General features: G+C 74.3%; 23 protein-coding genes. 11 read left to right on the forward strand and 12 right to left on the reverse strand.

What is annotated here, in order from left to right:
* Window positions 1–8: 8 nt before the first annotated feature.
* On the reverse strand, window positions 9–719 hold the full coding sequence (locus tag ACH495_RS13525) for a hypothetical protein (protein WP_396858007.1): 711 nt from the start codon (window positions 717–719) through the stop codon (window positions 9–11).
* 170 nt (window positions 720–889) lie between these two features.
* On the opposite strand from ACH495_RS13525, the gene ACH495_RS13530 reads away from it, so the two are divergent.
* A complete protein-coding gene (locus tag ACH495_RS13530) occupies window positions 890–1,282 on the forward strand; it encodes a hypothetical protein (protein WP_396858008.1) in 393 nt (130 codons plus the stop codon).
* Between the two features lie 9 nt (window positions 1,283–1,291).
* Here the strand turns inward: ACH495_RS13530 and ACH495_RS13535 are convergent, their stop codons facing one another.
* The 3 genes from ACH495_RS13535 to ACH495_RS13545 form a co-directional block, all read right to left on the reverse strand.
* Window positions 1,292–2,488, reverse strand: a complete 1,197-nt coding sequence (locus tag ACH495_RS13535) for a helix-turn-helix domain-containing protein (protein ID WP_396858009.1) — start codon at window positions 2,486–2,488, stop codon at window positions 1,292–1,294.
* The gene (locus ACH495_RS13540) at window positions 2,475–2,642 is read right to left on the reverse strand and encodes a hypothetical protein (RefSeq protein ID WP_396858010.1); all 168 of its coding nucleotides are present in this window, start codon (window positions 2,640–2,642) and stop codon (window positions 2,475–2,477) included. Before ACH495_RS13540 ends, ACH495_RS13535 begins: the two co-directional genes overlap by 14 nt.
* A gap of 156 nt (window positions 2,643–2,798) precedes the next feature.
* Entirely contained in the window at window positions 2,799–3,911 is a 1,113-nt protein-coding gene (locus ACH495_RS13545; protein WP_396858011.1) for a helix-turn-helix domain-containing protein, read from the reverse strand.
* Window positions 3,912–4,115: 204 nt separating this feature from the next.
* Between ACH495_RS13545 and ACH495_RS13550 the strand changes: the two genes are divergently transcribed.
* Both ACH495_RS13550 and ACH495_RS13555 read left to right on the forward strand, forming a co-directional pair.
* Entirely contained in the window at window positions 4,116–5,189 is a 1,074-nt protein-coding gene (locus tag ACH495_RS13550; RefSeq protein ID WP_396858012.1) for a LacI family DNA-binding transcriptional regulator, read from the forward strand.
* A gap of 201 nt (window positions 5,190–5,390) precedes the next feature.
* On the forward strand, window positions 5,391–6,767 hold the full coding sequence (locus tag ACH495_RS13555) for a cellulase family glycosylhydrolase (RefSeq protein WP_396858013.1): 1,377 nt from the start codon (window positions 5,391–5,393) through the stop codon (window positions 6,765–6,767).
* Between the two features lie 257 nt (window positions 6,768–7,024).
* Here ACH495_RS13555 and ACH495_RS13560 read toward each other — a convergent pair whose 3' ends face one another.
* A complete protein-coding gene (locus ACH495_RS13560) occupies window positions 7,025–7,312 on the reverse strand; it encodes a hypothetical protein (RefSeq protein WP_396858014.1) in 288 nt (95 codons plus the stop codon).
* A 114-nt stretch (window positions 7,313–7,426) separates the two neighbouring features.
* Here ACH495_RS13560 and ACH495_RS13565 point away from each other — a divergent pair, with 114 nt between their 5' ends.
* A complete protein-coding gene (locus ACH495_RS13565) occupies window positions 7,427–8,626 on the forward strand; it encodes an RtcB family protein (protein WP_396858015.1) in 1,200 nt (399 codons plus the stop codon).
* Window positions 8,627–8,730: 104 nt separating this feature from the next.
* On the opposite strand, the gene ACH495_RS13570 is transcribed toward ACH495_RS13565, so the two are convergent.
* Window positions 8,731–8,808 carry a helix-turn-helix domain-containing protein gene (locus ACH495_RS13570; RefSeq protein WP_396858054.1) on the reverse strand — a complete coding sequence of 26 codons (78 nt, stop codon included), beginning with the start codon at window positions 8,806–8,808 and terminating at the stop codon, window positions 8,731–8,733.
* Window positions 8,809–8,815: 7 nt separating this feature from the next.
* Window positions 8,816–10,051, reverse strand: coding sequence for an MFS transporter (locus tag ACH495_RS13575; RefSeq protein ID WP_396858016.1), 1,236 nt, complete (start codon window positions 10,049–10,051; stop codon window positions 8,816–8,818).
* Between the two features lie 63 nt (window positions 10,052–10,114).
* Here ACH495_RS13575 and ACH495_RS13580 point away from each other — a divergent pair, with 63 nt between their 5' ends.
* Window positions 10,115–11,101, forward strand: coding sequence for a DUF5937 family protein (locus ACH495_RS13580; RefSeq protein WP_396858017.1), 987 nt, complete (start codon window positions 10,115–10,117; stop codon window positions 11,099–11,101).
* 6 nt (window positions 11,102–11,107) lie between these two features.
* Here the strand turns inward: ACH495_RS13580 and ACH495_RS13585 are convergent, their stop codons facing one another.
* Window positions 11,108–11,701 carry an HD domain-containing protein gene (locus ACH495_RS13585; RefSeq protein WP_396858018.1) on the reverse strand — a complete coding sequence of 198 codons (594 nt, stop codon included), beginning with the start codon at window positions 11,699–11,701 and terminating at the stop codon, window positions 11,108–11,110.
* Window positions 11,702–11,840: 139 nt separating this feature from the next.
* On the opposite strand from ACH495_RS13585, the gene ACH495_RS13590 reads away from it, so the two are divergent.
* The 5 genes from ACH495_RS13590 (at window position 11,841) to ACH495_RS13610 (ending at window position 16,349) form a co-directional block, all read left to right on the forward strand.
* Entirely contained in the window at window positions 11,841–12,800 is a 960-nt protein-coding gene (locus tag ACH495_RS13590; RefSeq protein ID WP_396858019.1) for an LpqB family beta-propeller domain-containing protein, read from the forward strand.
* Window positions 12,801–12,939: 139 nt separating this feature from the next.
* Entirely contained in the window at window positions 12,940–13,716 is a 777-nt protein-coding gene (locus tag ACH495_RS13595; RefSeq protein ID WP_396858020.1) for a class I SAM-dependent methyltransferase, read from the forward strand.
* Between the two features lie 54 nt (window positions 13,717–13,770).
* Complete coding sequence (locus ACH495_RS13600) at window positions 13,771–14,781, forward strand: hypothetical protein (protein WP_396858021.1); 1,011 nt, start codon at window positions 13,771–13,773, stop codon at window positions 14,779–14,781.
* The gene (locus tag ACH495_RS13605) at window positions 14,778–15,431 is read left to right on the forward strand and encodes a hypothetical protein (protein WP_396858022.1); all 654 of its coding nucleotides are present in this window, start codon (window positions 14,778–14,780) and stop codon (window positions 15,429–15,431) included. Before ACH495_RS13600 ends, ACH495_RS13605 begins: the two co-directional genes overlap by 4 nt.
* Before the next feature lie 15 nt (window positions 15,432–15,446).
* Entirely contained in the window at window positions 15,447–16,349 is a 903-nt protein-coding gene (locus ACH495_RS13610; RefSeq protein ID WP_396858023.1) for an inositol monophosphatase family protein, read from the forward strand.
* 104 nt (window positions 16,350–16,453) lie between these two features.
* Here ACH495_RS13610 and ACH495_RS13615 read toward each other — a convergent pair whose 3' ends face one another.
* The 4 genes from ACH495_RS13615 to ACH495_RS13630 all read right to left on the reverse strand — a co-directional run bounded on the left by ACH495_RS13615 (window position 16,454) and on the right by ACH495_RS13630 (window position 19,522).
* Window positions 16,454–17,401: a GNAT family N-acetyltransferase gene (locus ACH495_RS13615; RefSeq protein ID WP_396858024.1), complete on the reverse strand. Its 948-nt coding sequence runs from the start codon at window positions 17,399–17,401 to the stop codon at window positions 16,454–16,456.
* A 65-nt stretch (window positions 17,402–17,466) separates the two neighbouring features.
* On the reverse strand, window positions 17,467–18,138 hold the full coding sequence (locus ACH495_RS13620) for a methyltransferase domain-containing protein (protein WP_396858025.1): 672 nt from the start codon (window positions 18,136–18,138) through the stop codon (window positions 17,467–17,469).
* Window positions 18,135–18,851: a DUF2064 domain-containing protein gene (locus tag ACH495_RS13625; RefSeq protein ID WP_396858026.1), complete on the reverse strand. Its 717-nt coding sequence runs from the start codon at window positions 18,849–18,851 to the stop codon at window positions 18,135–18,137. Before ACH495_RS13625 ends, ACH495_RS13620 begins: the two co-directional genes overlap by 4 nt.
* Window positions 18,848–19,522, reverse strand: a complete 675-nt coding sequence (locus ACH495_RS13630) for a glycosyltransferase family 2 protein (RefSeq protein WP_396858027.1) — start codon at window positions 19,520–19,522, stop codon at window positions 18,848–18,850. The genes ACH495_RS13625 and ACH495_RS13630 overlap by 4 nt, the downstream gene beginning before the upstream one ends.
* 145 nt (window positions 19,523–19,667) lie before the next feature.
* On the opposite strand from ACH495_RS13630, the gene ACH495_RS13635 reads away from it, so the two are divergent.
* Entirely contained in the window at window positions 19,668–21,122 is a 1,455-nt protein-coding gene (locus tag ACH495_RS13635; protein WP_396858028.1) for a hypothetical protein, read from the forward strand.
* Window positions 21,123–21,266: the final 144 nt, after the last annotated feature.

Here is a 21,266-nt window from a genome sequence, read left to right on the forward strand (position 1 = left end):
GTTGCGAGTCAGAGCACCGTCGGGAGGGCTTCGGTCCAGCAACTCGTCGCATGCGGCTCGACCAGACGCTTGGCCTCCGCCGCGTCGGCCTCGGTGAGGAACACGCCGAGGTTGTACCGCAGCCGGCGGCCGTCCCGCTCGACGACCGCCGTCAGCAGGTGCACGGTGCCGTGTCGCTCACGGGGTACACCCGCTGGTAGGCCCGCGAGGAAAGCCTGGGCCACCTCCTGGGGGGATGCGACGTCGAGCTCACCTCCGACTCCGGTGAGTGGCTTGACCGGCCACATCGGGTCGTACGGGTCGAACGAGTTGAACAACGACGGCTGCATGTCCGACAGGACACCCTCGCGCCACGCCACCGCTCCGGTCAACACGTGTCCGGTCCCCTCGGCGCTGTCGAGGATCAGCAGGCGGGAGGCCTCGGAGCGGTGGCCCTGACCGACGAGGCCCGGTTCGACTCGCGCCGCCTCCTCGTCGGTCGCGCACCGGATCACCAGGCCGCGGTACGACGCCCGCATCTGCACTGCGTCGACCTGTTGAAACAGGATCTCCACCGTCGTGGGGAGCCGGGACTCACCGCCGGGCAGGTGATCAGCGCGCAGCAGGAGCTGGCAGTGAGTCGCCGAGTACGACCAGACGGTGAATTCCCGGTCGTTACGGAACAACTCCTCACCGGGGCGAAGGCGCTGGTCCGCGGGAAGCCACGTGCCGGAGGTCATCCGGCCACCATCAGTTACCCGTCATCCCAAGTCAAGCCCCCCGTTGGGGTTGGATCGACCGTTCCTATTGCCGCGGACCCGCCGTGCGGGACAGGATGGGCATGCGTGCCGGAAACGTGTTCGTAACCTGCGCGCTGCTGGTCTCTGTCACGAGGAAGTGGGAGTCAGTCATGAGCGACGTCTCGGCGGCACTGGGTGTGCGCCTCTACCCGGACCTGGTCGAGCCCGGCGGTCTGGCTCCCGCGCTCGCGCAGGCCGCGACCGCGCACCAGCTCGACGTGGGGCGGGTGAGCGCCCCCGAGCAGGGCCGCAGCCGGTTCACCTGCGCCGAGCTGACCTCCGACCGGGGCGTGGTCTGCGTCAGCCTCGGTGCCCAGGCGCGCTACTTCATGATCGACCTGCGGGTCGACGGCGAGGTGCAGGCCCGCGGGGACGCCACCGACCTGCTCCAGGTCGCCCAGGTCGCCGCCGCGTGGCGGGCCGGCACCACGCTCGCCGAGCTGACCGCGCGTTTCCCCTTCATGGAGCAGATGAAGCGCCACCCGGTGGCCCAGGCCGGCTAGTCCAGCCGGTCAGCGGGTGAGGCCGATCGCCGTCGCCAGGTGCGCCACGCCGGCCGGCGCGGGTCCGCCGCGCGCCACCTCGGCGAGCACGGTACGCGCCGACGGCCGCATCCGGACCTCGGCCGGCGCGATCCGGTCCGCCTCGGTCAGGGCACGGCCCGCCCGCAGCAGGTCACCGACCTGGAGGTACGCCCGCGCGGCGTCAACCAGGTGCGCGGCGCGGTGCTCGACGGGCAACCATCGCCAGCCGTCCGCCCGGACCACCGTCTCGTGTCGGGCGACCGCCGCACCGCCGTCGCCGAGTTCGACAGCCGCCGCCACGTGTGCCACCTGCACGGTCACCGGCCCGAATCCGCTGAGGTGGGGGTCGTGCCGGTCGTCGGCCCGCTCGGCGATCCCGGCGGCCACCCCCAGCCACTCCGCCGCGCTCCGCGCGTCGCCGCAGGACGCCGCCGCGAGAGCCGCCTCCACCCACAGCGTTCCGCACAGTGCCGGTTCGACGTGCGACCCGCCACGCGCCGCCGTGGCGCCGATCCGGTTCGCGGCGGCGACCGTCACCGTCGTCGCCAGCCGCCCGCGCCCCGCGGCGCGCAGCGCCTGGCCGAGCGGCACCGCCGCGACCGCCGTCCACCTCGGATGACCGGCGGCCACCGTCACCGCCCGGTCGGCCGCCAGCCACGCCAGATCCGGCTCGCCGAGCTTCACCAGCACCGACGCGGTGATCCGGTACGCCCGCACCAGCAGCCCGGTCGTACCGTCCGCGTCACCGGCGGCGTGCGCGGACCGGGCCGCGTCGAGCAGCTCCGGCACCAGGCGCACCACCTGCGCGTAGCGCGCGTGCCGGTACGCCGACCACGCGTGGTCCACCCGCCGGCCCAGCTCGTCCGTCGACGTCGCACATCGCTGGTCGGACCCGGCCGGGAACAGGTCGTAGCGGGCGAGCGCGGCCCGCACCCCGTCCACCCCCTCGCCGCCGCGCCTCGGTGGCGGGTTCTCCCCGCCCAGCAACGCCGCCGGTTCCACCCGCAACACCCCGGCGACGTCCTGGATGACGGAGAACCGGTCCAGGGCGCGCACACCGCGTTCGACCTTGTCGACCCAGCTCTTGGACTTGCCCAACCGGTCGGCCAGCATCTGCTGGGTCATCCGACGCCGGACCCGCCACTGGGCGACACGCCGGCCGACCGGCACCTCACCGCCGGTCATGCCGCTGCCGGTCCGGCACCGCCCGGGTGGTCTCCTCGACCGGTATCCGATCCGCCTCGGCCTGCGCGAGGAGCCGTTGTCGCGCCGCCTCCCGCTCGGCGGCCTGAATCTCCTCGCCCCGGTCCTCGGCGGTCTTGCGCGTCGACCTGTCCACGGTGCCCCTCTCCGGAGGGCATGTCGGTGCGTCGGAGGACCCGATCACCGACATGCCGAACGATGGACGCGGCCCGCGACGGGTCGTGCCGACGAGCCGGTCCCGGAGATCAGCATCAGGTGGTCAGGCGGTGACGTTCGAGCACCGCCGCGTCCGCTATCTACGTGCGGACAGGGTGCGGACGGCGGACTCGGCCTGTTCGATGAGCGTGGTCGTGCGGGTGGCTCGTCCGAGACGCAGGACCCGCTCGTAGATGTCGAGGGCCTCGTCGCCGTCCCCGGTGTCCGCGAGCGCCGCCGCGAGGCGTAGCAGATAGGGGCCCGTCCAGGCGGCTCCGGCGGCGTCTGCCGGCAGTTCGGCAAGCCCTCGCCGGAGGTGTTCGATGGCGTCCGCGTCCCGGCCGAGCAGTCGGTAGGCGAGTCCCCGTTGCATGGCCAGGTAGGCGGCCGAGTGGAAGTAGATCCACGGCGGCTCCCGGTCGGGTGCCTGACCCGCCGCCTCGTGCAGTTCGGCGGCTCGATCGAGCAGCCCGGTGACGGCGCTCGCCTCGCCGGTAAGGGCGTGACCACGGGCCTGCTGCTGGATGGCGATCGCTCGCACGCCGGGGCTTGCCGGCTGCCGGGCCGCTGCCGCGGAAAGGTCGATGATGGCGTCCGCACGGCGTTCCGACCAGGCCAGATGCCCTCGCATGCTCAGTACGGTGGCGAGCATGTCCGGGTTGCCGGCCTCCGCGCCCCATTCCAGCGCGATGGTGTACCAGCGCCCGGCGAGACGACGCCTATCGCTCGCGGCGTACAGCCAACCGCCGAACTGTGCCCACTGCGCGGCGAGGTCGACCACCCGTGGTCGGAGGGCGCCGGTGGCGTCGACCACCAGCGTGGTCATCATGTCCAGTTGGGCGCGGACCGTTGGCAGCAGCGACGTGGACCCGAGGGCGTCTTCGAGCCGGCGGTGAGCGGCGAGCGACTCCGCCAGCGCATGCAGCGCCACGGGGTCGACCCGGCGGGGATGTCGGGCGACGTAGGCCAACCGCTCCGGATCTGCCGGTGCGATCTCATGGCGCATGCCGGACAGCAGGCCGCTGGCGTCGAGCGCGGTGTCGAGCCGGCCGGCCAGGTCGGCGGTCGGCTGACGTCGTCCAGTCTCCAGATCGTGCAGATGTCCTCGGCTGGACAGGACGAGGGGAGCGAGCTGTCGCAACGAGAGGCCCGCCGACATGCGGAGCCGGCGCAGCTCAGCACCGAATCGCCCATCCCAGACCGGCGGCACGGCTGCATCCCCTCCAGGCGGTAGCCCGCCCGACGCGACGTGGGCTGCCACTTCGGACGGTACACCCGGGCGAGCTGTGGGTGACGTCCCCATGGGCTGGTTCGATGCCGGCGGCGAGCCGCCCAGGCCGGGCGGGTCGCCCGCCCACGCGATGGTGGCGGTAGATTCGTCAGGTGGTCGTCCTCGGCATTTCCGGGTCTCGGGATGGAGCGGGCCACCGTGCCGGGCCGCGCCGCTGAGGGCCGGGGCGGCATGCGGGAGGTGGCCCGGGTCGCGGGCGTCTCGGTCTCCACCGTCGCGAACGTGTTGAGCCGGCCGTCGATCGTCGCTGCCGAGACCCGGGCGCGGGTACAGGCCGCGATCGACGCGGTGGGCTACGTGCCGCACGGGCCGGCCCGGCAGCTACGTGGCTTGCCGAGCCCTGTCGTCGGGAGCGTCACGCTGGATCTGGCCAATCCCTTCTACGCGGAGTTGAACCGGGGCATCGAGGACGGGTTGGCCGAGGCGGACTGCGTCATCCTCGCCTGTAGCACGGACCTCCGACGCGCACGGGAGCGGCGACTGCTCACGCTGCTGCACGCTCAGGCGGTGCGGGGCATCATCATCTCGCCGATCGACGACGATCCGGAGCCGCTGTTGCGGCTGAGTCGCGACGGCATACCCGTCGTTCTGGTCGACCATCCGCGCGGCCGGTTGGACCTGTGCGCGGTGAACGTGGACGACGTACTGGGCGGGCGGTTGGCGGGGGAGCACCTGATCGCGCTCGGCCATCGTCGCATCGCCTTCCTCGGCGCCACCGTCGATCCTGGTCCGGTGCTGGCGCGACGGGAGGGCGTGCGGCAGGCCGTGATGGCTGCCGGCCTGGACCCGGCGGTGTCGTTCCTGGATGTTCGTCTGCGGCTGCATCCACCTCCCCTGCTGGACGCCGCCGCGCAGGCGGCGAGGCGACTGGTGGATCAGGAGGCGCCACCGACGGCGGTGGTGTGTGTGAACGACACCGCCGCGCTCGGCCTGCTGGACGGGCTGCACGCGTTGGGACTACGCGTTCCGCAGGACATCTCCGTGGTCGGCTACGACGACCTGCCGTTCGCGCGGCGGCTGGCGCCCGCGCTGACCACCGTCCACCAGCCGCCGTACCGCCTCGGCCGGGCCGCCGCGGAGTTGCTGCTGGACGAGTCCCGACCGGAACACACCCACCGCGAAATGCTGTTCCAGCCGTCGCTGGTGATCCGCTCCTCGACCGGGCCCCCTGCTGCGGCGGCGGCCGGCGGCAGGTAGCGAGCCGTGTCGAGATAGGCGGACGCCTATTGCTGCGTCGGCTGTGGGCGGATAGGGTGAAGAAACCGTCCGAGCGCCCGAGCCGGCCTCGTTCCGGGATCTTTTACAAACGTCACAATCGCGTCGCGTACGCCGTCACGTGGTACGCCAGGGCAGGCGCGTCTCACCCGGCACCAGCCGGGCCCTAACGCGAGGTAGATCATGAAGAGAAGACTCATGGCGGTCGGCGCTGCCCTGCTCGCCGTCGCCGCGTCGGTCCTGATGTTCGTTCGGCCCGCGGACGCCGCGGTCGGGCTGCACGTCAGTGGCCGCGCGATCGTCGAGGCCAACGGAGCGCCGTTCGTGATGCGCGGGGTGAACCACCCGCACGTCTGGTACACCGGCCAGACGAGGGCGTTCGCCGACGTCAAGGCGCTCGGCGCCAACACCGTACGAGTGGTGCTGGGCAGTGGGAAGCGGTGGGGACCGTCCACCGACGTCCCCGAGGTGATCGCGCTTTGCAAACAGAACCGGCTCATCTGCGTCCTGGAGGTGCACGACACCACCGGCTACGGCGAGGAGGCGGCCGCCGCCTCACTGGACGAGGCGGTCGACTACTGGGTCGGTCAGAAGAGCGCGCTGGTCGGGCAGGAGAGCTACGTCGTCATCAACATCGGCAACGAGCCGATCGGCAACGTCAACGCCGCCCAGTGGACCGACGCCACCGCTGCGGCGGTGCGGAAGATGCGCGCGAACGGGTTCGAGCACCTGCTCATGGTGGACGGGCCGAACTGGGGCCAGGACTGGCAGCACGTCATGCGCGACAACGCCCAGACGATCCTGGACGCGGACAGCCGGCACAACACGGTGTTGTCGATCCACATGTACGCGGTGTTCAACAACGCCGCCGCCATCACCGACTACCTCGACCTCTTCGAGTCCCGCGGCTGGCCGCTGGTGATCGGCGAGTTCGGCTGGCAGTTCGCACCCGGCGAGGTGGACCACGAGACGATCCTCGCGCAGGCACAGGCTCGGGGCCTGGGTTACCTGGCCTGGTCATGGAGCGGCAACAGCGATCCGATCCTCGACATGGCGACCGATTTCGACCCGACCCGGCTCACCACCTGGGGCCAGCGGGTCGTCAACGGCGTCAACGGCATCAAGGCCACCTCGAAGGAAGCCACCGTGTTCGGAGGTGGCGGACCGACCTCGACCCCGTCGCCCACCGGCACCGCCACTCCCGGCCCGACCCCGACCCCGACCCCGACCCCGAGCCCGACTTCGCCCCCGACCGGCGGCCGGAGCTGCACGGCCACCTACCGGGTCGCCGGCCAGTGGCAGGGTGGCTTCCAGGCCGAGGTCCAGGTCAAGGCCGGTGGCGCCGCGATCAACGGCTGGACCGTCACCTGGACGTTCGCCAACGGCCAGACCGTCACCCAGGCGTGGAACGCCACGGTCGGCGGCAGCGGGGCCGCCGTGACCGCGCGTAACGTCGGCTACAACGGCAGCCTGGGCGCCGGGGCGAGCACCATCTTCGGTTTCCTCGGCACGTGGCACGGCACGAACGGCGTCCCGACGCCGACCTGCTCCGCCACCTGAGACAGACCCGGTGCGGGCCGCTTCCACAGGTGGCCCGCACCGGGCTCTCATGAATATCGCATTGCCGCCCCGCACGCCGCGCCCGTACCGTGAACGGGCAACGTCAACCGGTTCCAGCCTCAAGGAGCGCCCCGTGTCGCAGCAGAAACGCACCCGAGCCGAGCGGCCCGCGCCGCGCGCCGGTGCCCTGCTTCCCGCACCGGGCGCGGGCCGCTGCCACACCCGGTCGTGGCGCGCCGACCGCCGAGGGTAGGGCGTCAGCGGGTGCAGTTGACGAGCGCCCGCACCTGGTACAGGCCCGGCAGCGGCTGCGTCGCGTAGTTCCCACCGGGGCTGCACTGCGTGGCCGGATCGAACCCGTCCGCGCTGGCCTGAGCCCACGCGTTGTTCGTGGCGTAGTACAGCGCGGTGAAGTAGTTGTTGTTCAGCCCGGTGCCCACGTAAGACTTCGTTTCGGCGGCCTGGGCCGGGCCGGCGGCCAGGATGGACGTGGACACCATCCCGGCCAGCACGATGGCTGCGGCGATCCGACGACGTGCTGACATGCGGGCTCCTCTGGCTCGATCCGACGCCCGATCGTGACAGAGGCATAGACGTATCGACAAGCGCTGGGGTGGAGCCGACATCGTCGGCCGACCCCCACGAACAAGGAGACGATCATGGGCTTCACCCCGCTGGCCGGCACCCGGGCGCCGGTCCGGGTCTGGACCGACCCGTACGCGATCGAGGCGCAGGCGGCCCGGCAGCTCCGCAACATCGGCGCGCTGCCCTGGGTGCAGGGCGTCGCGGTGATGCCGGACGTGCACTTCGGCAAGGGCGCGACGGTCGGCTCGGTCATCGCCATGCGGCAGGCCGTCTCGCCGGCCGCGGTCGGGGTGGACATCGGCTGCGGCATGTCCGCGGTGCGCACCTCGCTCACCGCCGCCGACCTGCCCGACGACCTCGGGCCGCTGCGGTCGGCGATCGAGGCGGCGATCCCGGTCGGCTTCGCGATGCGCGACGACGCGGTCGACCCGCGTCGGGTCCGGGGCCTGGAGCAGGCCGGCTGGGTCGACTTCTGGCGTCGCTTCGGCACGCTCGACCGGAAGGTGGCGCAGCTCGAGACGCGGGCGCGGCGGCAGCTCGGCACGCTCGGCGGCGGCAACCACTTCATCGAGGTCTGCCTGGAGCAGGGCGGCCCGGACGCCGGCCGGGTCTGGCTGATGCTGCACTCCGGGTCCCGCAACATCGGCAAGGAGCTGGCCGAGCGGCACATGGCGGTGGCGCGCGGGCTGCCGCACAACACCGACCTGCCCGACCGTGACCTGGCGGTCTTCCTGGCCGGCACGCCGGAGATGGACGCCTACCGGCGGGACCTGTGGTGGGCGCAGGAGTACGCCCGGCGCAACCGGGCGGTCATGCTGGCCCTGCTCTGCCAGGTGGTCCGGGACGCGTTCCCCCGGATCGGCTACGACGAGCCGATCTCCTGCCACCACAACTACGTGGCCGAGGAGCGGTACGACGGGGTGGAGGTGCTGGTGACGCGGAAGGGGGCGATCCGGGCCGGCGACGGCGACCTGGGCATCATCCCCGGCTCGATGGGCACCGGCTCGTACATCGTGCGCGGCAAGGGGAACCTCGACGCCTACTGCTCGGCGTCGCACGGCGCGGGGCGGCGGATGTCGCGGGGGCAGGCGAAGCGGACGTTCAGCACGGCCGACCTGGCCGCGCAGACGGCCGGCGTGGAGTGTCGGAAGGACGCCGGGGTGGTCGACGAGATCCCCGGCGCCTACAAGGACATCACCGAGGTGATGGCCCAGCAGGAGGACCTGGTCGAGGTGGTCGCCCACCTCAAGCAGGTCGTCTGCGTGAAGGGCTGACCGGTGGGGCCGGCGTCGGGGGCGCCGGCCCCATCGGGTACGCCGGGCGACGCGCACGCCGACGGCGACCGCGCCGATGACGAGCAGGGCGGCGAGGGCGGGTCTCATCGGTCCTCGGCGTCGGCGACCCATTCGAGCAGGTCGCCGGGTTGGCGGTCGAGCACCCGGCAGATGGCCTCCAGGGCTCAGCTATCGAAGGTCAATCGGGTGGGTGCGCTCGGACAGATATTGCGGCACCCAGGTCAGCGCGACGCCGATCGCGCCGGCCCACAGCGGCACGCGCGGTCCGGCGTACTGCCCGAGCAGGCCGGCGAGCCCGGCGCCGACCGCGATCGCGCCGGTGAGCAGGAACCGGAAGGTGGCGTTCATCCGGCCGAGCAGCCGATCCGGGGTCACCCGCTGGCGCAGGCTCACCCCGATCACGTTCCCGATGCCGGTCCGCCACGCCAGCGCCAGCCAGCCGAACCCGGCCAGCCACAGCCACGGCCCCCGGTCGATCAGCGCCACCAGCGTGCCGGCCGGCGCGACCAGCAGGCCGGGCAGCCACAGCGCGCGTCCGGCCCCGATCCGGGCCGCCACCGGGCGCGCCGTCACCGCGCCGAGCAGCGCCCCGACCCCGCCGACGCCGAGGAACACGCCGAGCGCGCCGGCACCCAGCCGCAGCTCGCGCAGGAAGACCAGCGGCAGCATGGTGGTCATCAGGTTCACCGTGAGGTTGATGCCGGCCAGGGAGACGGCCAGCGGGCGCAGCGCGCCGGCGCCCAGCACGTGCCGGACCCCCTCGCCCAGTTCGCGCCCGAACCCACCGGCCGGCCGGGTCCGGGCGACGCCGACCGCGGGCCGGACCCGCGTCAGCGCCAGCGCGGCGAGCAGGTGGGTGGCCGCGTTGACCGCCAGCGCGAGCGGCGCACCGAGCGCCTGCACGAGCAGGCCGCCGACGCCCCGGCCACCGATCTGGACGGTGGCGCCGGTGGTCATCAGCAGCGAGTTGGCGGCGACCAGGCGGTCCCGGCCGATCAGCTCCGGCAGGACGCTCTGCGCCGCCACGTCCCCGAAGACGGTGGCGACGCCGACGAGCAGCACCACCGCGTACACCTGGCCCAGCGTCAGCGCGCCCGCCCACCAGGCGAGCGGCACCGACGCGTAGAGCGCCGCGCGGGCCGCGGCGGCGGCCACCAGCACGGTGCGGCGCGGAGACCGGTCGACCCACACCCCGGCCGGCAGTCCGATCACCAGGAACGCGGCGGTGCCGAGCACCGCGAGCAGCCCGACCTGGCCGGGCGTGGCGGCCAGCACCGACACGGCCAGCACCGGTACGGCCAGATAGCCGACCTGGAAGCCCAGGCCCTCGACGAGGTCGGCCGCGTAGACGTAGCGGAACGCGCGGGGCCAGCGGGTGGGCGGGGCGGGGGTGGAGGTGGCCATGCCGTAACCCTGTTCCGCCCCACCGGTGGGGTCGATAAATTTGAGCCTGGTCGAATCCGGGGGGTGTCGGTGCTGAGTGTCGCGCTGGGGGTGCGGGACCTCGCCGGCGTGCGCTTCGCGATCTCGCCGCTGTGGGAGGTGGTCGCGAGCATCCTGGCGCTGCGGGCACCCGAGTGGTTCCCCGCTCACCAGCTCTGGCGTACCCAGGTCCTGCCCCGGCTGGCCGGGCTGGACCGGCGACTGCTCGCGGACCTGGTGCCGATGCCCACCGTGGTGATCCCCGCCTTCGTCTGTCCGCCGCCGCCGACCACGCGACCGACCCTGGCCGAGGAGCTGGCCGCGCTCGTGGCCACCCCGCCGGACGTGGTCCGGGCCGGGCTGGACGAGCTGCCGGACGCCCGTTCACCCCGGCTGGCCGCCCTCCACGACGACCCGCCGGCCGGCCTGGCCCGCCTCGCGGCGGTGATCGAGGCGTACGCCGCCGCGGCGATCACGCCGTACTGGCCGCGGATGCGGACACTGCTCGAACGGGAGATCGTGGTCGCCGCCGGACGGATGGCCACCGACGGGCTCCGCGGCCTGCTCGACGGGATCGACCCGCACGTGTCCTGGGCCGACGGCACGCTCCGCGTCGACCACCTGACCCGCGCCGGCGCGGTCGACCTCGGCGGTCGCGGGCTGCTGCTGGTCCCGTCCGTCTTCGCCGGCGCCCGGGTCTGGTCGAACCTGACGGAGCGGCCGGCCCAGCCGCTGCTGCGCTATCCGGCCGGCGCGGTCGGCGCGCTCTGGGAGCGGAACGCCGCACCGGCCGGCGAGGCGCTCGCCGGCGTGCTGGGCCGCACCCGGGCCACCCTGCTGCACGAGCTGGCGGTGCCGGCGTCCACCACGGAACTGGCCCGGCGCTGCGGGCTGACCGCCGGTACGGTCTCCCACCACCTCACCGCGCTGCGCGACGCCGGCCTGGTCGGCACGCACCGGGCCGGGCGGTTCCTGCGGTACGCCCGGACCGCCTCCGGGGAAGCGCTGATCGACGGTGCCGGGTCGCGTTGACCCGGCTCAGCCGTGCACCGGATGCTCGGCCTGGAAGGCGAGCCGGTGGTCCGCGCCGGCGGCCAGGTCGGCGAGCACGTCGTCGAGGTCCAGGAACGTCTGCCAGGGCGCCTGCCCGGTGATGTCGGCGAGCCGGTCCACCACGAGCTGCTCCAGGTCGGTGACCCGGCGGCCCTTCCACACCTTGTCGGCGAGGCTGACCAGCAGATCCTCCAGTTGCACGCCGGGCGCGTGCCAGGCCGCGTGGGTGACCGCGAAGCGGGCCCGCTCCTCGGGCACGCCGAAGCGCAGCAGCAACTGGTAGCCGGCCTCCTCGTGCGCGGATCCGGGACCGGTCAGCTCGGCCGGATGCTCGACCTTGCCGAGGTCGTGCACCGCGGCGCCGAACAGCACCGCCTGCCGGTCGAACGGCACCGCGCCGAAGCGCTCGGCGAACGCGGCGGTGAGGTGCCAGGCGACGTCGTGCACCAGCCGCAGGTGCGCGCCGAGCCGGGGCGGCGCGGACAGCGCGGCCAGCAGTTCGACCGCCACCCCGGGCAGCGGGAGCAGCGGCGGGTCGCCCGGTTCGGTCAGGGCACGGCGCAGCGCGTCGGAGGTCACCGGGGCGAGGGTACCGGTCGTCGGCGCCGCTCACCCCGCGTCCTGGCCGAGTGGCCGACGGTGAACGGTCCGCTCACCCGATCCCGGCGCGTTCGTCCGGTCAGGAGGGTGGAACGATGTCTACCACGGGGGATTTCGCATGATCGAGTTGAACCGTCGTACCCTGCTGCGCGCCGCCGCGCTGACCGGCGCCGCCGCCGCGACCGGGCTGGCCGGCGGACTGGTCGCGGGCACGCCGGCCGCCGCCGCCGAGGCCGTCAACGGTCCGTGGCTGGTCAGCGTCGGCTGGGGCGTCCTCCGGATCGACCCGGGCCGGACCACCCCGAAGCGCCTGTTCGAGGACGGCGACAACGCCAAGACCTCACCGGACGGCCGGTACGTGGCCTGGGTGAACACCGCCCGGTCCGGCGACGGCACGCTGGAGCCGTACGTGGCGGTGTACGACCGGGTCACCGGGCAGAAGCGCACGCTGCTCGCCGACCCGTTCGGGGTGCACTACGGCGCCCCGACCTGGTCGCCGGACGGCACCGAGATCGCCCTGGTCACCGGCGAGCAGAACGACAAGCTGATCGCGGTCGACGTGGCGACCGGCGCCACCCGGGTGCTGGTCCAGGGGCACGCCATGCGGGACCCGGACTGGTCCCGGGACGGCTCGATGATCGTCCTGCACTGGTTCAGCCGCTCGGAGGGCTGGCAGCTGCGGGTGCTGGAGCTGGCGACCGGCACCGTGCGGAAGCTCTACGCGCCGCAGGCGGGGGAGCGGGTCAGCGGGCCGGTGTTCACGCCCGACTCCCAGCGCGTGGTCTTCTGCACCACCCGCTGGTATCCCGACCGGGAGACCTACAACCAGTCGTTGGCGTCGGTGCGGCTCGGCGGCACCGGGCTGAAGCAGCTCACCGACGAACCGCGGTTCTACCTGTCGCCGGTGTTCTCCCCGGACGGCCGCTACTGCGCCGCGCTGTCCATTCCGCCCGCCAACCAGGAATACCCCGACGGCGGCAACATCATCGTCTCCACCAGCGGCTTCGGCGAGCCGTGGTGGATCCCCGGTGACGAGTACGACGACAGCAGCCGGCTGGACTGGGCGCGGGCGATCTGACCCGCCCGGACGACGCGGCGGCCGGACCACGGCCGCCGCGTCGGCGTATCCGGGGTGGAGATCCCGGCAACCGGGCGCGCGCGGTGCGAGGCTTGGGGTGGACGCCGCCGACGGGGCCGGCGACCGCTGTGGAGGTGCGATGGCCGAGCCGCCGACCGGGACTTCGGCGCATCGCGCGCAGGCGCACGGCCGGCACGCCAACCATCACAGCTACCACGACGGGGCGCAGGTCGACGGGTACGTCGACGACCCGTACCACCGGGTGCGCCGCGCCGTCGCGGCCCGGCTGATGGCCGACGGGGTGACCGGCGGCGGGCCGGTGCTGGAACTCGGCTGCGGGCCGCGCGGCATGCTCGATCCGGCCGCGCTGCCCGGCCCGCTCGTGCTGGCCGACATGGCCGAGACGGCGCTGGGCACGGCCCGGCGGGCGGCCGGCGGGCCGGCGCTGCCGGTCTGCCTGGACGCCACCCGGGGCCTGCCGTTCCGGGCCGGCAGTTTCGCCGGGTTGCTGGCCGGCGAGCTGATCGAGCACGTCTACGATCCGCTCGCGCTGCTGCGGGAGTGCCACCGCGTGCTGGCCCCGGACGGCCTGCTGGTGCTCACCACCCCCAACCTGGCGCCGGTGCAGGACCGGTTGGCGTTCCTCGCCGGCCGGGCGCCACGCCAGGTCGATCCGCTGCATCCCTACCTCTGGCTGCACATCCGCCCGTTCACCGCGTCGCTGCTGCGGCGCACGCTGCGCCGCGCCGGATTCCATCCGCTGGCGATGCGCTCCAACGAGGTCGGTTGGCGGCTGCCGGGTGGACGGTGGGTCACCTCGCGGTGGCTGGCCCGGGCGGCGCCGGGGCTCGGTGGGTCGCTGATCTGCGCCGCCCGCCGTCGCGGCACACCGCCGCCGCCCCGAAACGGGGCGTGATCGCACATTGACAAAGGGCTATCATGGAGGCTCCGTCGTCGACCGGGGGATGTCATGGCGCGCCTGCTCGGCTGGGTCGTCAGCAATCTCGACGCGTTCATCGGTCTGCTGCTGGCCGTCACGGTCGCCGTCCTCGGCCTGACCAACACCGTCAGCCAGGACGTGGTCAACAGCGCCATCCTGCTGGTCCTCGGCCTGCTCGCCCAGGCGGTGCTGCGCGACCGGCTGCGCCGCCGGACCGCCGAGCAGGAGGTCCGGCAGGTCATGGTGGACGTCCGGGCCCGGCTCACCGACCTGGTCCCGCCGATGGCCGCGCTCACCGGCCCGGAGGGCGCGCTGACCCGGTCCCGGGAGGCGATCCAGAGCGCCTCCATGGTCCGGGTGCTGCACGGCAGCGAGGTCGGCCAGGCACTCGACGAGGCGCGCCAGCACACCGACCAGTGGCACTTCAAGGGCGGCACCGGCACCTACCTGCGCGCGGTCACGCTGCCCGAGTGCCTGAAGCACGCCCGCCGCCGCAACGCCACGCTCAACCTCGCCGTCGAGATCATCGACCCGACCGACGAGGAGGTCTGCGAGCGGTACGCGTGGTTCCGGCGCAGCCTGGAGGCGGACGAGCCGACCGAGCCCAAGGAACCCTGGACTGTCGACCGCACCCGCAAGGAGTCGTACGCGACGGTGCTCGCCGCCTGCTGGCACATGCAGCGCTCCGGCCTGCTCACGGTCGACCTCCGACTCTCCGCGCAGATGACCACGTTCCGCTACGACCTCTCCTCGTCCTGCGTCGTCATCACCCAGGAGAACCCGCAGACGCCGGCGCTGCGCATCGACCGGGGCGAGGTCTACTACAACCGGTTCAACATCGAGCTCGACTACAGCCGCCGGCAGAGCCGCCGGGTGCCGATCGAGTCCGGCGGCCAGGTCCGCCTCGACGACGAGCCGTCCGTCGAGCAGGTCCGCCGGCTGTTCACCGCGCTCGGGCTGACGCTGCCCCGCTCCTTCGGCGACCGGGAGGTCGGCGAGATCGTGCGCAAGGCCCTCCAGGCGAGGAACCCGTACGCATGACCAGCTACGCCGACCTGGCACGGGAGATCGACCGGGGCACCCGGCCGGAGCTGCTGCGCGCCTGGGTGCTGGACGTGCTCGCCGACGTCGCCGACGGGCGGCGGCCGCTGCGCGCGGTCCGGCACCCGCTCGGCTTCACCTGCCTGCCGGTGGAGCGCGACGGCCCCGACGGGATCTGCGTGCACGCCTGGCCGGCCGACCCGCCGCCGGTGCACCCCACCACCTCGGCCATGCACTCGCACAGCTGGGACCTGCTCAGCCACGTGCTGCACGGCACGGTCCACAACGAGCTGATCGACGTCACCGACGCGCCCGCCGACCCGTCCTGGCGGATCTACGAGGTGCACAGCCTCGGCGACATCGACGAGGTGGCCGCCACCGACCGCCTGGTCACCGCGATGACCGCCACCGTGGAGACGCACTCCGCCGGTGACTCGTACGCGCTGCGCGCCGGCGGTTTCCACACCTCGGAGGTCACCGCCGGCACGCCGGCGGTGACCGTGGCGCTCGGCCGGACCACACCCGGCGCGTGCGACCTGAGCCTCGGCGCGGTGGACGGGCGCAGCCACCGGGTCCGCCGGGACCGCTGCGACGCGGCGGAGACCGCACGAATGGCGCGACAGATCGCGCGACTGGTGGCACGGGGCTGACTGGCTGGAGGAGCCATGGACGTGGAGCCGAACAGGGGCGGGCCCGACCTGCGCGACGCGCACCGCTTCGCGGTGGAGGCCGCCCAGGCGGCCGGCCGGCTGCTGCGCCGCGGCATCCGGGGCGAGGTGCACGCGCGGGCCAAGGACGACTCCGGCGACCTGGTCACCGACCTCGACCTGGCCGCCGAGCGGCTGATCGTCGACCGGATCCGGGCCCGCTGGCCGGAGCACGGGGTGATCGCCGAGGAGGGCGGCGAGTACGCCCCGGACACCACCTGGGCGTGGCTGGTCGACCCGCTCGACGGCACCAACAACGTGGCGATCGGCCTGCCGGCGTACGTGGTGGGCATCGCGCTGTGCGAGCACGGCTCACCGGTGCTCGGCGTGGTGCACGACCCGGTCGCCGGCCGGACCTGGTCCGCGCGGCGCGGCCACGGCGCGTTCGTGCACGATTCGGGCCCGGCCGGCCGCCCGCTGCGCGCCGCCCACCGGCCGGTGCCGGCCGCGCCGGTGCTGGCCTGGACCCAGGGCCACGGGGTACGCCGCGACGACAGCACCGCCCGGGCGTTGAAGGTCGTGCTCGACACCACCGCCCGCCGGGTGCTGCAACTGTGGGCGCCGCTGCTGTCCTGGGTGATGCTGGCCCGCGGCGACATCGACGGCATCGTCGGCTACCGCCCGGAGGCGGTCGACCTGCCGGCCGGCATGCTGCTGGCCGTCGAGGCCGGGATGGCGGTGCGTGCGCTGGACGGCGGCACGTTCGACGACCGCTACGGTTGCCCGGCCGACCGGCGCAGCTTCGTCGCCGGCCCGCCGGAGACGATCGACCGGCTGGTCAAACTGGTCACCGCGGCGCAGTGGATCGAGCCCCAGGTCCGCCAGCTCACCCCGATCAGCCTCGGCACGGTCGGTTGGTGAGCTGGGGGAGTGACGCTGCGAACCGGCCACCACCATCAACGTGGCCCCGGCGAAGAGACAATCGGTTCTTAAAGCGGTATACCTGAGAGGCATATTTATGCCTCTCAGGTATACCGCTCCATGTCCCTGGATGACACTGGCCTCGACACGCCGGAAAGCCAGGGGACCACCACCAGGTTGGCCATGTCGACCAGCGGCCGGAAGCCGAGGCGGGCGTAGAGCCGGTTCGACGTCGGGTTCGCCTGGTCGGTGAAGAGACACACCCGGGTGCCGTCGGCCCGCAGCCGTCGGCTGACCTCCGCGACCGCGTTACCGGCCCATCCCCGCCCGCGCTGCTCCGGTGGCGTGTAGACCGGTCCCACCCGGGCGACACCGAAAGCCGGAGGATTCGCGGCGGTCAGGTGCACGGGCCGGCCCGCCTCGTCGGTCCAGAACCAGACCCGGCCACCTCGGATCCGGCGGAGCAGGTCGGAGCGGTCGGGTGCCTCGTGGGCGCTGGCGCCCCGCGGGCGGCCCGCCTGCTCGTCGGCGTCCGCCATGAACGCGCCGAACCATGCGGCGACCAGGTCGACGTCGTCCTCCCCGGCGACCGTCAACGCGCCGTGCACCGGCGCGGGTGGCACCAGCGCGTCGAGTTCGTGCAGCCGGGTGTGCTGGGCCACCTCGACCCGGCCGCCGCCGAGCCGCGCCACCTCGGCGGCGCAGTCCCGCGCAGCCGGCAGCGCGCCGTTGACCGCCGACACCGTCTCGCCGCGCTCGTGCCAGACCCGTGCCAACGCGACGGCCGCCTCCGCCGGCATCGGCAGCAGGAATGGCGGACGCGGCGGGAACGGCGCGGTACGCATTCCCGCGCCGACCACCGCGCCCGAGGCGTCCCGAACCACCAGCCACCAGTCGTCCGCCGGCACCTCGACCCCCTCGGCCCGGCCGGCCGCCACTCGTTGCGCCATGGTGGCGACCACGGTGTTGACCACCGGTTCCGCGGCCAGGTGGTCGCCGGCAGCCTCGAGGAACTCGCCCGGATCGGTGTAGAAGTGCAGGGTGGGGGTCATTCGCGCACGCTAGCGGGTGGCGCATGAGCGGCCGTAGCGGTTTTCCACCGGGCCGGGGTCGGCGGTCAGGCCACGGCCAGTTCGGCGAACCATCGGCCGCCCGCCGGGTGCAGGCCCCGCACGGACAGCCCGGCGGCCGAGGCCGGGCCGTGCGCGGCCCGGGTGTCCAGTCGGGCCCAGCCGAAGCTGGGCCCCCGGCGCCGGCCGGAGACCACGTGCGCCTGACCCTGCCAGGCGCCGCTGCCGGGCGGGTCCAGCTCGACCAGCACGGTGCCGTCCGGGTGCAGCAGCTCCCGGCACCGGCGCAGCAGCCGGGTCGGGTCCCCGCCGATGCCGATGTTGCCGTCCAGCAGCACCACGTGCCGCCACCGGCCCTCGGCCGGCAGCGGACCGAACAGGTCGGCGCGCACCGCGACCGCGCCGCGCGCCCGGGTCAACGCGACCGCCCGCGGGCAGACGTCGACCCCGAGCGTGGTCAGGCCGGCCCGGGTGAGTGCCGCGGTGAGCCGGCCCGGCCCGCAACCCAGGTCCAGCGCCGGGCCGTGGCAGCGGGCCACCACGACGCCGGTCGCCGCCTCCGCCGGGCCGTGCCACCGCTCCACCGGCAGCCGCCGGCGAACGCCGTCGGCCTGCACCAGCCAGTGGTTGCCGACGCGCCGGCGCAGCGCGGTGCCGAAGCCGTCCACTCCCGCCGGGGACGTCCGATCCGGGGCTCGCAGGTCCGGTTCGCTCCTCACCGGACCGCCTTCGGTCGACGATCGGGCGACATCGCCACCACTGCGGGTCGCAGCGCGGCCACCTCGCGGGCGAACCGGCCCCCGGGCACGACCCGGGCCACCGCCCGGGCGTCGGCCCAGTCGTCCACGTCGCGCAGCGTGGGCAGGGCTCCCACCCGCAGGCCGGCGGCGAGCAGCGCCGCGTAGGTGAGCCGGCCGGTGTCGGCGGTGGACATCGGCACCGCGCGCAGCGCCGCCGCCCGCCGTGGGTCGCGCAACCCCAGCGCCCACCAGCCGCCGTCCGCCGCCGGGCCGAGCGCCGCGTCGACGCCGGGCGCGGACAACCGGCGTACGGCGTCGGCGAGCAGCGCCGGCGTCACCTGCGGGGTGTCCATGCCGATCTGGAGCACCGGCCGCCCCGGGTACGCGTGCGCCACGTCGGCGTGCGCGTGGGCGAGCCGGTCGGCGAAACCGTCGCCCCGCTGCGGCAGCACCGGCCAGCCGGCGACAGTGGCGGCGAGGTCCACGCCGTCCTCGGCGTCGACCAGGCGCCCGGCCAGTGCCAGCACCGGCGTCCCGCCCCCGGCGGCGACGGTGGCGGCGACCGCCTCCAGCGTGTCGCGCAGCGCGGCGGCGGCGATCCGGGCCGCCTGCGTCGGGGTGGCCGGCGGGCACAGCCGCGTCTTCACCGCCCCCGGCACCGGGGCCTTCGCCACCACCAGCAGGACGGTCACCGCCGGCCGTCCACGCTGCGCAGGACCGCGACGAAGTCGCGGGTGGCCCGGACCGCGCCGCGTACCGAGCCGGACACCTTGGACTTCGTGCCGGCGGCGCGCGGGGCGTAGCGGACGTCGCGCTCGTGGATCCGCCACCCGGCGGCCGCGGCGCGAATCATCAACTCCAGGGGATAGCCGAACGCCCGGTCGGTGACGCCGAGCGCCAGCAGCGCCTCCCGCCGGGCCACCCGGATCGGGCTGAGGTCGCGCAACGGCACCCCACGCTGCCGCAGCAGCGCGGCGACCAGCGCGGTGCCGGCCCGCGCGTGCCACGGCCAGGCGCCGGCCGACACCGGCCGGCGGCGACCCACCGCCAGGTCGGCCGTGCCGGCCGCGACCGGGGCGACCAGCGCCGGCAGCTCCGCCGGGTCGAACGAGCCGTCCGCGTCCAACACGCAGACCAGCTCGGTCTCGGCGGCCTCCAGCCCGGTGTGCACGGCCGCGCCGTAACCGCGACGCGGTTCGCGTACCACCCGGGCGCCGTGCCGGGCGGCCACCTCGGGCGAGCCGTCCCGGGAGCCGTTGTCCACCACTATCGCCCGATAGCCCGGCGGCAGCGCGTTCAGCACCCCGGGCAGGGCGGCGGCCTCGTCCAGGCACGGCAGCACCACGTCGATCTGTGTCCGCATGCCGCCGACGCTAGGCGGACCGCCGCCCGACCGAGCCCTCGATCGTGCTTACGGAACCGTTACGAGCAGGCGATTCTTACCATCCCGTGACGGGCCGGCGGTTGCGGTCCCGGCCGGCGCCGACCGCCCGTACCGTGCGGTCGTCATGAGATCCGCACAGACGCTGCGCCGCGCCCCCGCCGCGGACCGGACCGGCTCCCCGCACCGGGGCGACCTGGTCGTGGTCGCGGTCGAGGCGGCGCTGCTCGCCGCCGCCGTGGTGGTCGGGCTGGTGCTCAACCGGCGCGGCGTGGGCCTGCACGCCGACGCCGCGCCGCTGTACGCCACCTGGCGCCCGCACGCCGGTTGGGGCACGCCGCTCGCGGTGCTGGTCGCGCTGGCCGTCCTCGGGCCGGGGCTGCGCTGGGCGCGGACCGCCCGGTGGGCGCCGCTGCTGGCCGCCGGCTGGCTGGCCGCGGTGGCCTGGACGCTGGCGCTGGCCCTGGTGGACGGCTGGACGGCCGGGCTGACCCGGCGGTTGACCCCGCAGGCGGAATACCTGCACGAGGTGCCCGGGGTGACCGACATTCCCCGCATGCTGGCCGGCTTCACCGACCGGATCCTGGACTTCCAGCCCGACTCCTGGTCCACCCACACCGCCGGGCATCCACCGGGCGCGCTGCTGGTCTTCGTCTGGCTGGACCGGGTCGGGCTGGGCGGGGGCGCCGCCGCCGCGCTCTGCTGCGTGCTGGTCGGCGCGACAGTGGTGGTCTCCGTGCCGGTCACGTTGCGGGCGCTGGGCGCCGCCGACGCGGCCCGGGCGGTGCTGCCGTTCCTGGTGCTGCTGCCCGGGGCGGTGTGGCTGGGCGCCTCCGCCGACGCGGTGTTCACCGGCGTGGTCGCCGCCGGGCTGGCGCTCCTGGCGGTACGCGGGCCGCTCGCCGCGCTCGCCGGCGGCCTGCTGCTCGGCTTCGCGCTGCACCTGTCGTACGGGTTCGTGCTGGTCGGTGCGCTGGCGCTGACCGTGCTGGCGCTGCGGCCCGACCGTCGCCGGGCCGCCCTGCTCACCGCGACCGCCGGCGTCGCGACCGTGACGGCGCTGTTCGTGCTGGCCGGCTTCCACTGGTGGGAGGGGTACGACCGGGTCGTCGAGCGCTACTACCAGGGGTGGGCGGCCGACCGCCCGTACGCGTACTGGGTGTGGGCGAACGTGGCGGCGTTGCTGCTCTCGGCCGGGCCGGTGCTGGGGCCGGCGCTGCGCCGTACCGCCGTCGCGGCGCGTGTCGCCCGGCCCGCCGCCGCGTCGGCGGTCCGCGTCGGTCCGGCCGTCGTCAACCGTGCGTCGTCACTGGTCGGCTGGCCGGCAGCCTGGGACGTCCGCGCCCGGCGGGTCGTTGGGCTCGGGCCGACGGTGCTGCTGCCGGCGGCCGCCGCGCTGGTGGTGGTCGCCGCCGACCTGTCCGGCATGAGCAAGGCGGAGGTGGAGCGGATCTGGCTGCCGTTCGTGGTCTGGCTGCTCGTCGCCGCCGCGCACCTGCCCCCGTCGACCCACCGCCGCTGGCTGGCTGCCCAGGCGGTGACCGCCCTGCTCGTCAACCACCTCCTCCTCACCGTCTCCTGACCCCCGCCCCCGCCCCCGCCCCTCAGCCCCCTCCCGTCGAGGCCGCAGTTTCACGGAGCTTGTCTCATCCTGTTTGTGCTGGTCGGGGGGTCTTGACGATGGTGTGGTGGGTGTCGAGTCGCTGACCACGGGCGTGGTGATCTC

It is taken from the genome of Micromonospora sp. NPDC018662 (genome assembly GCF_044391475.1).
Lineage (GTDB): Bacteria > Actinomycetota > Actinomycetes > Mycobacteriales > Micromonosporaceae > Micromonospora.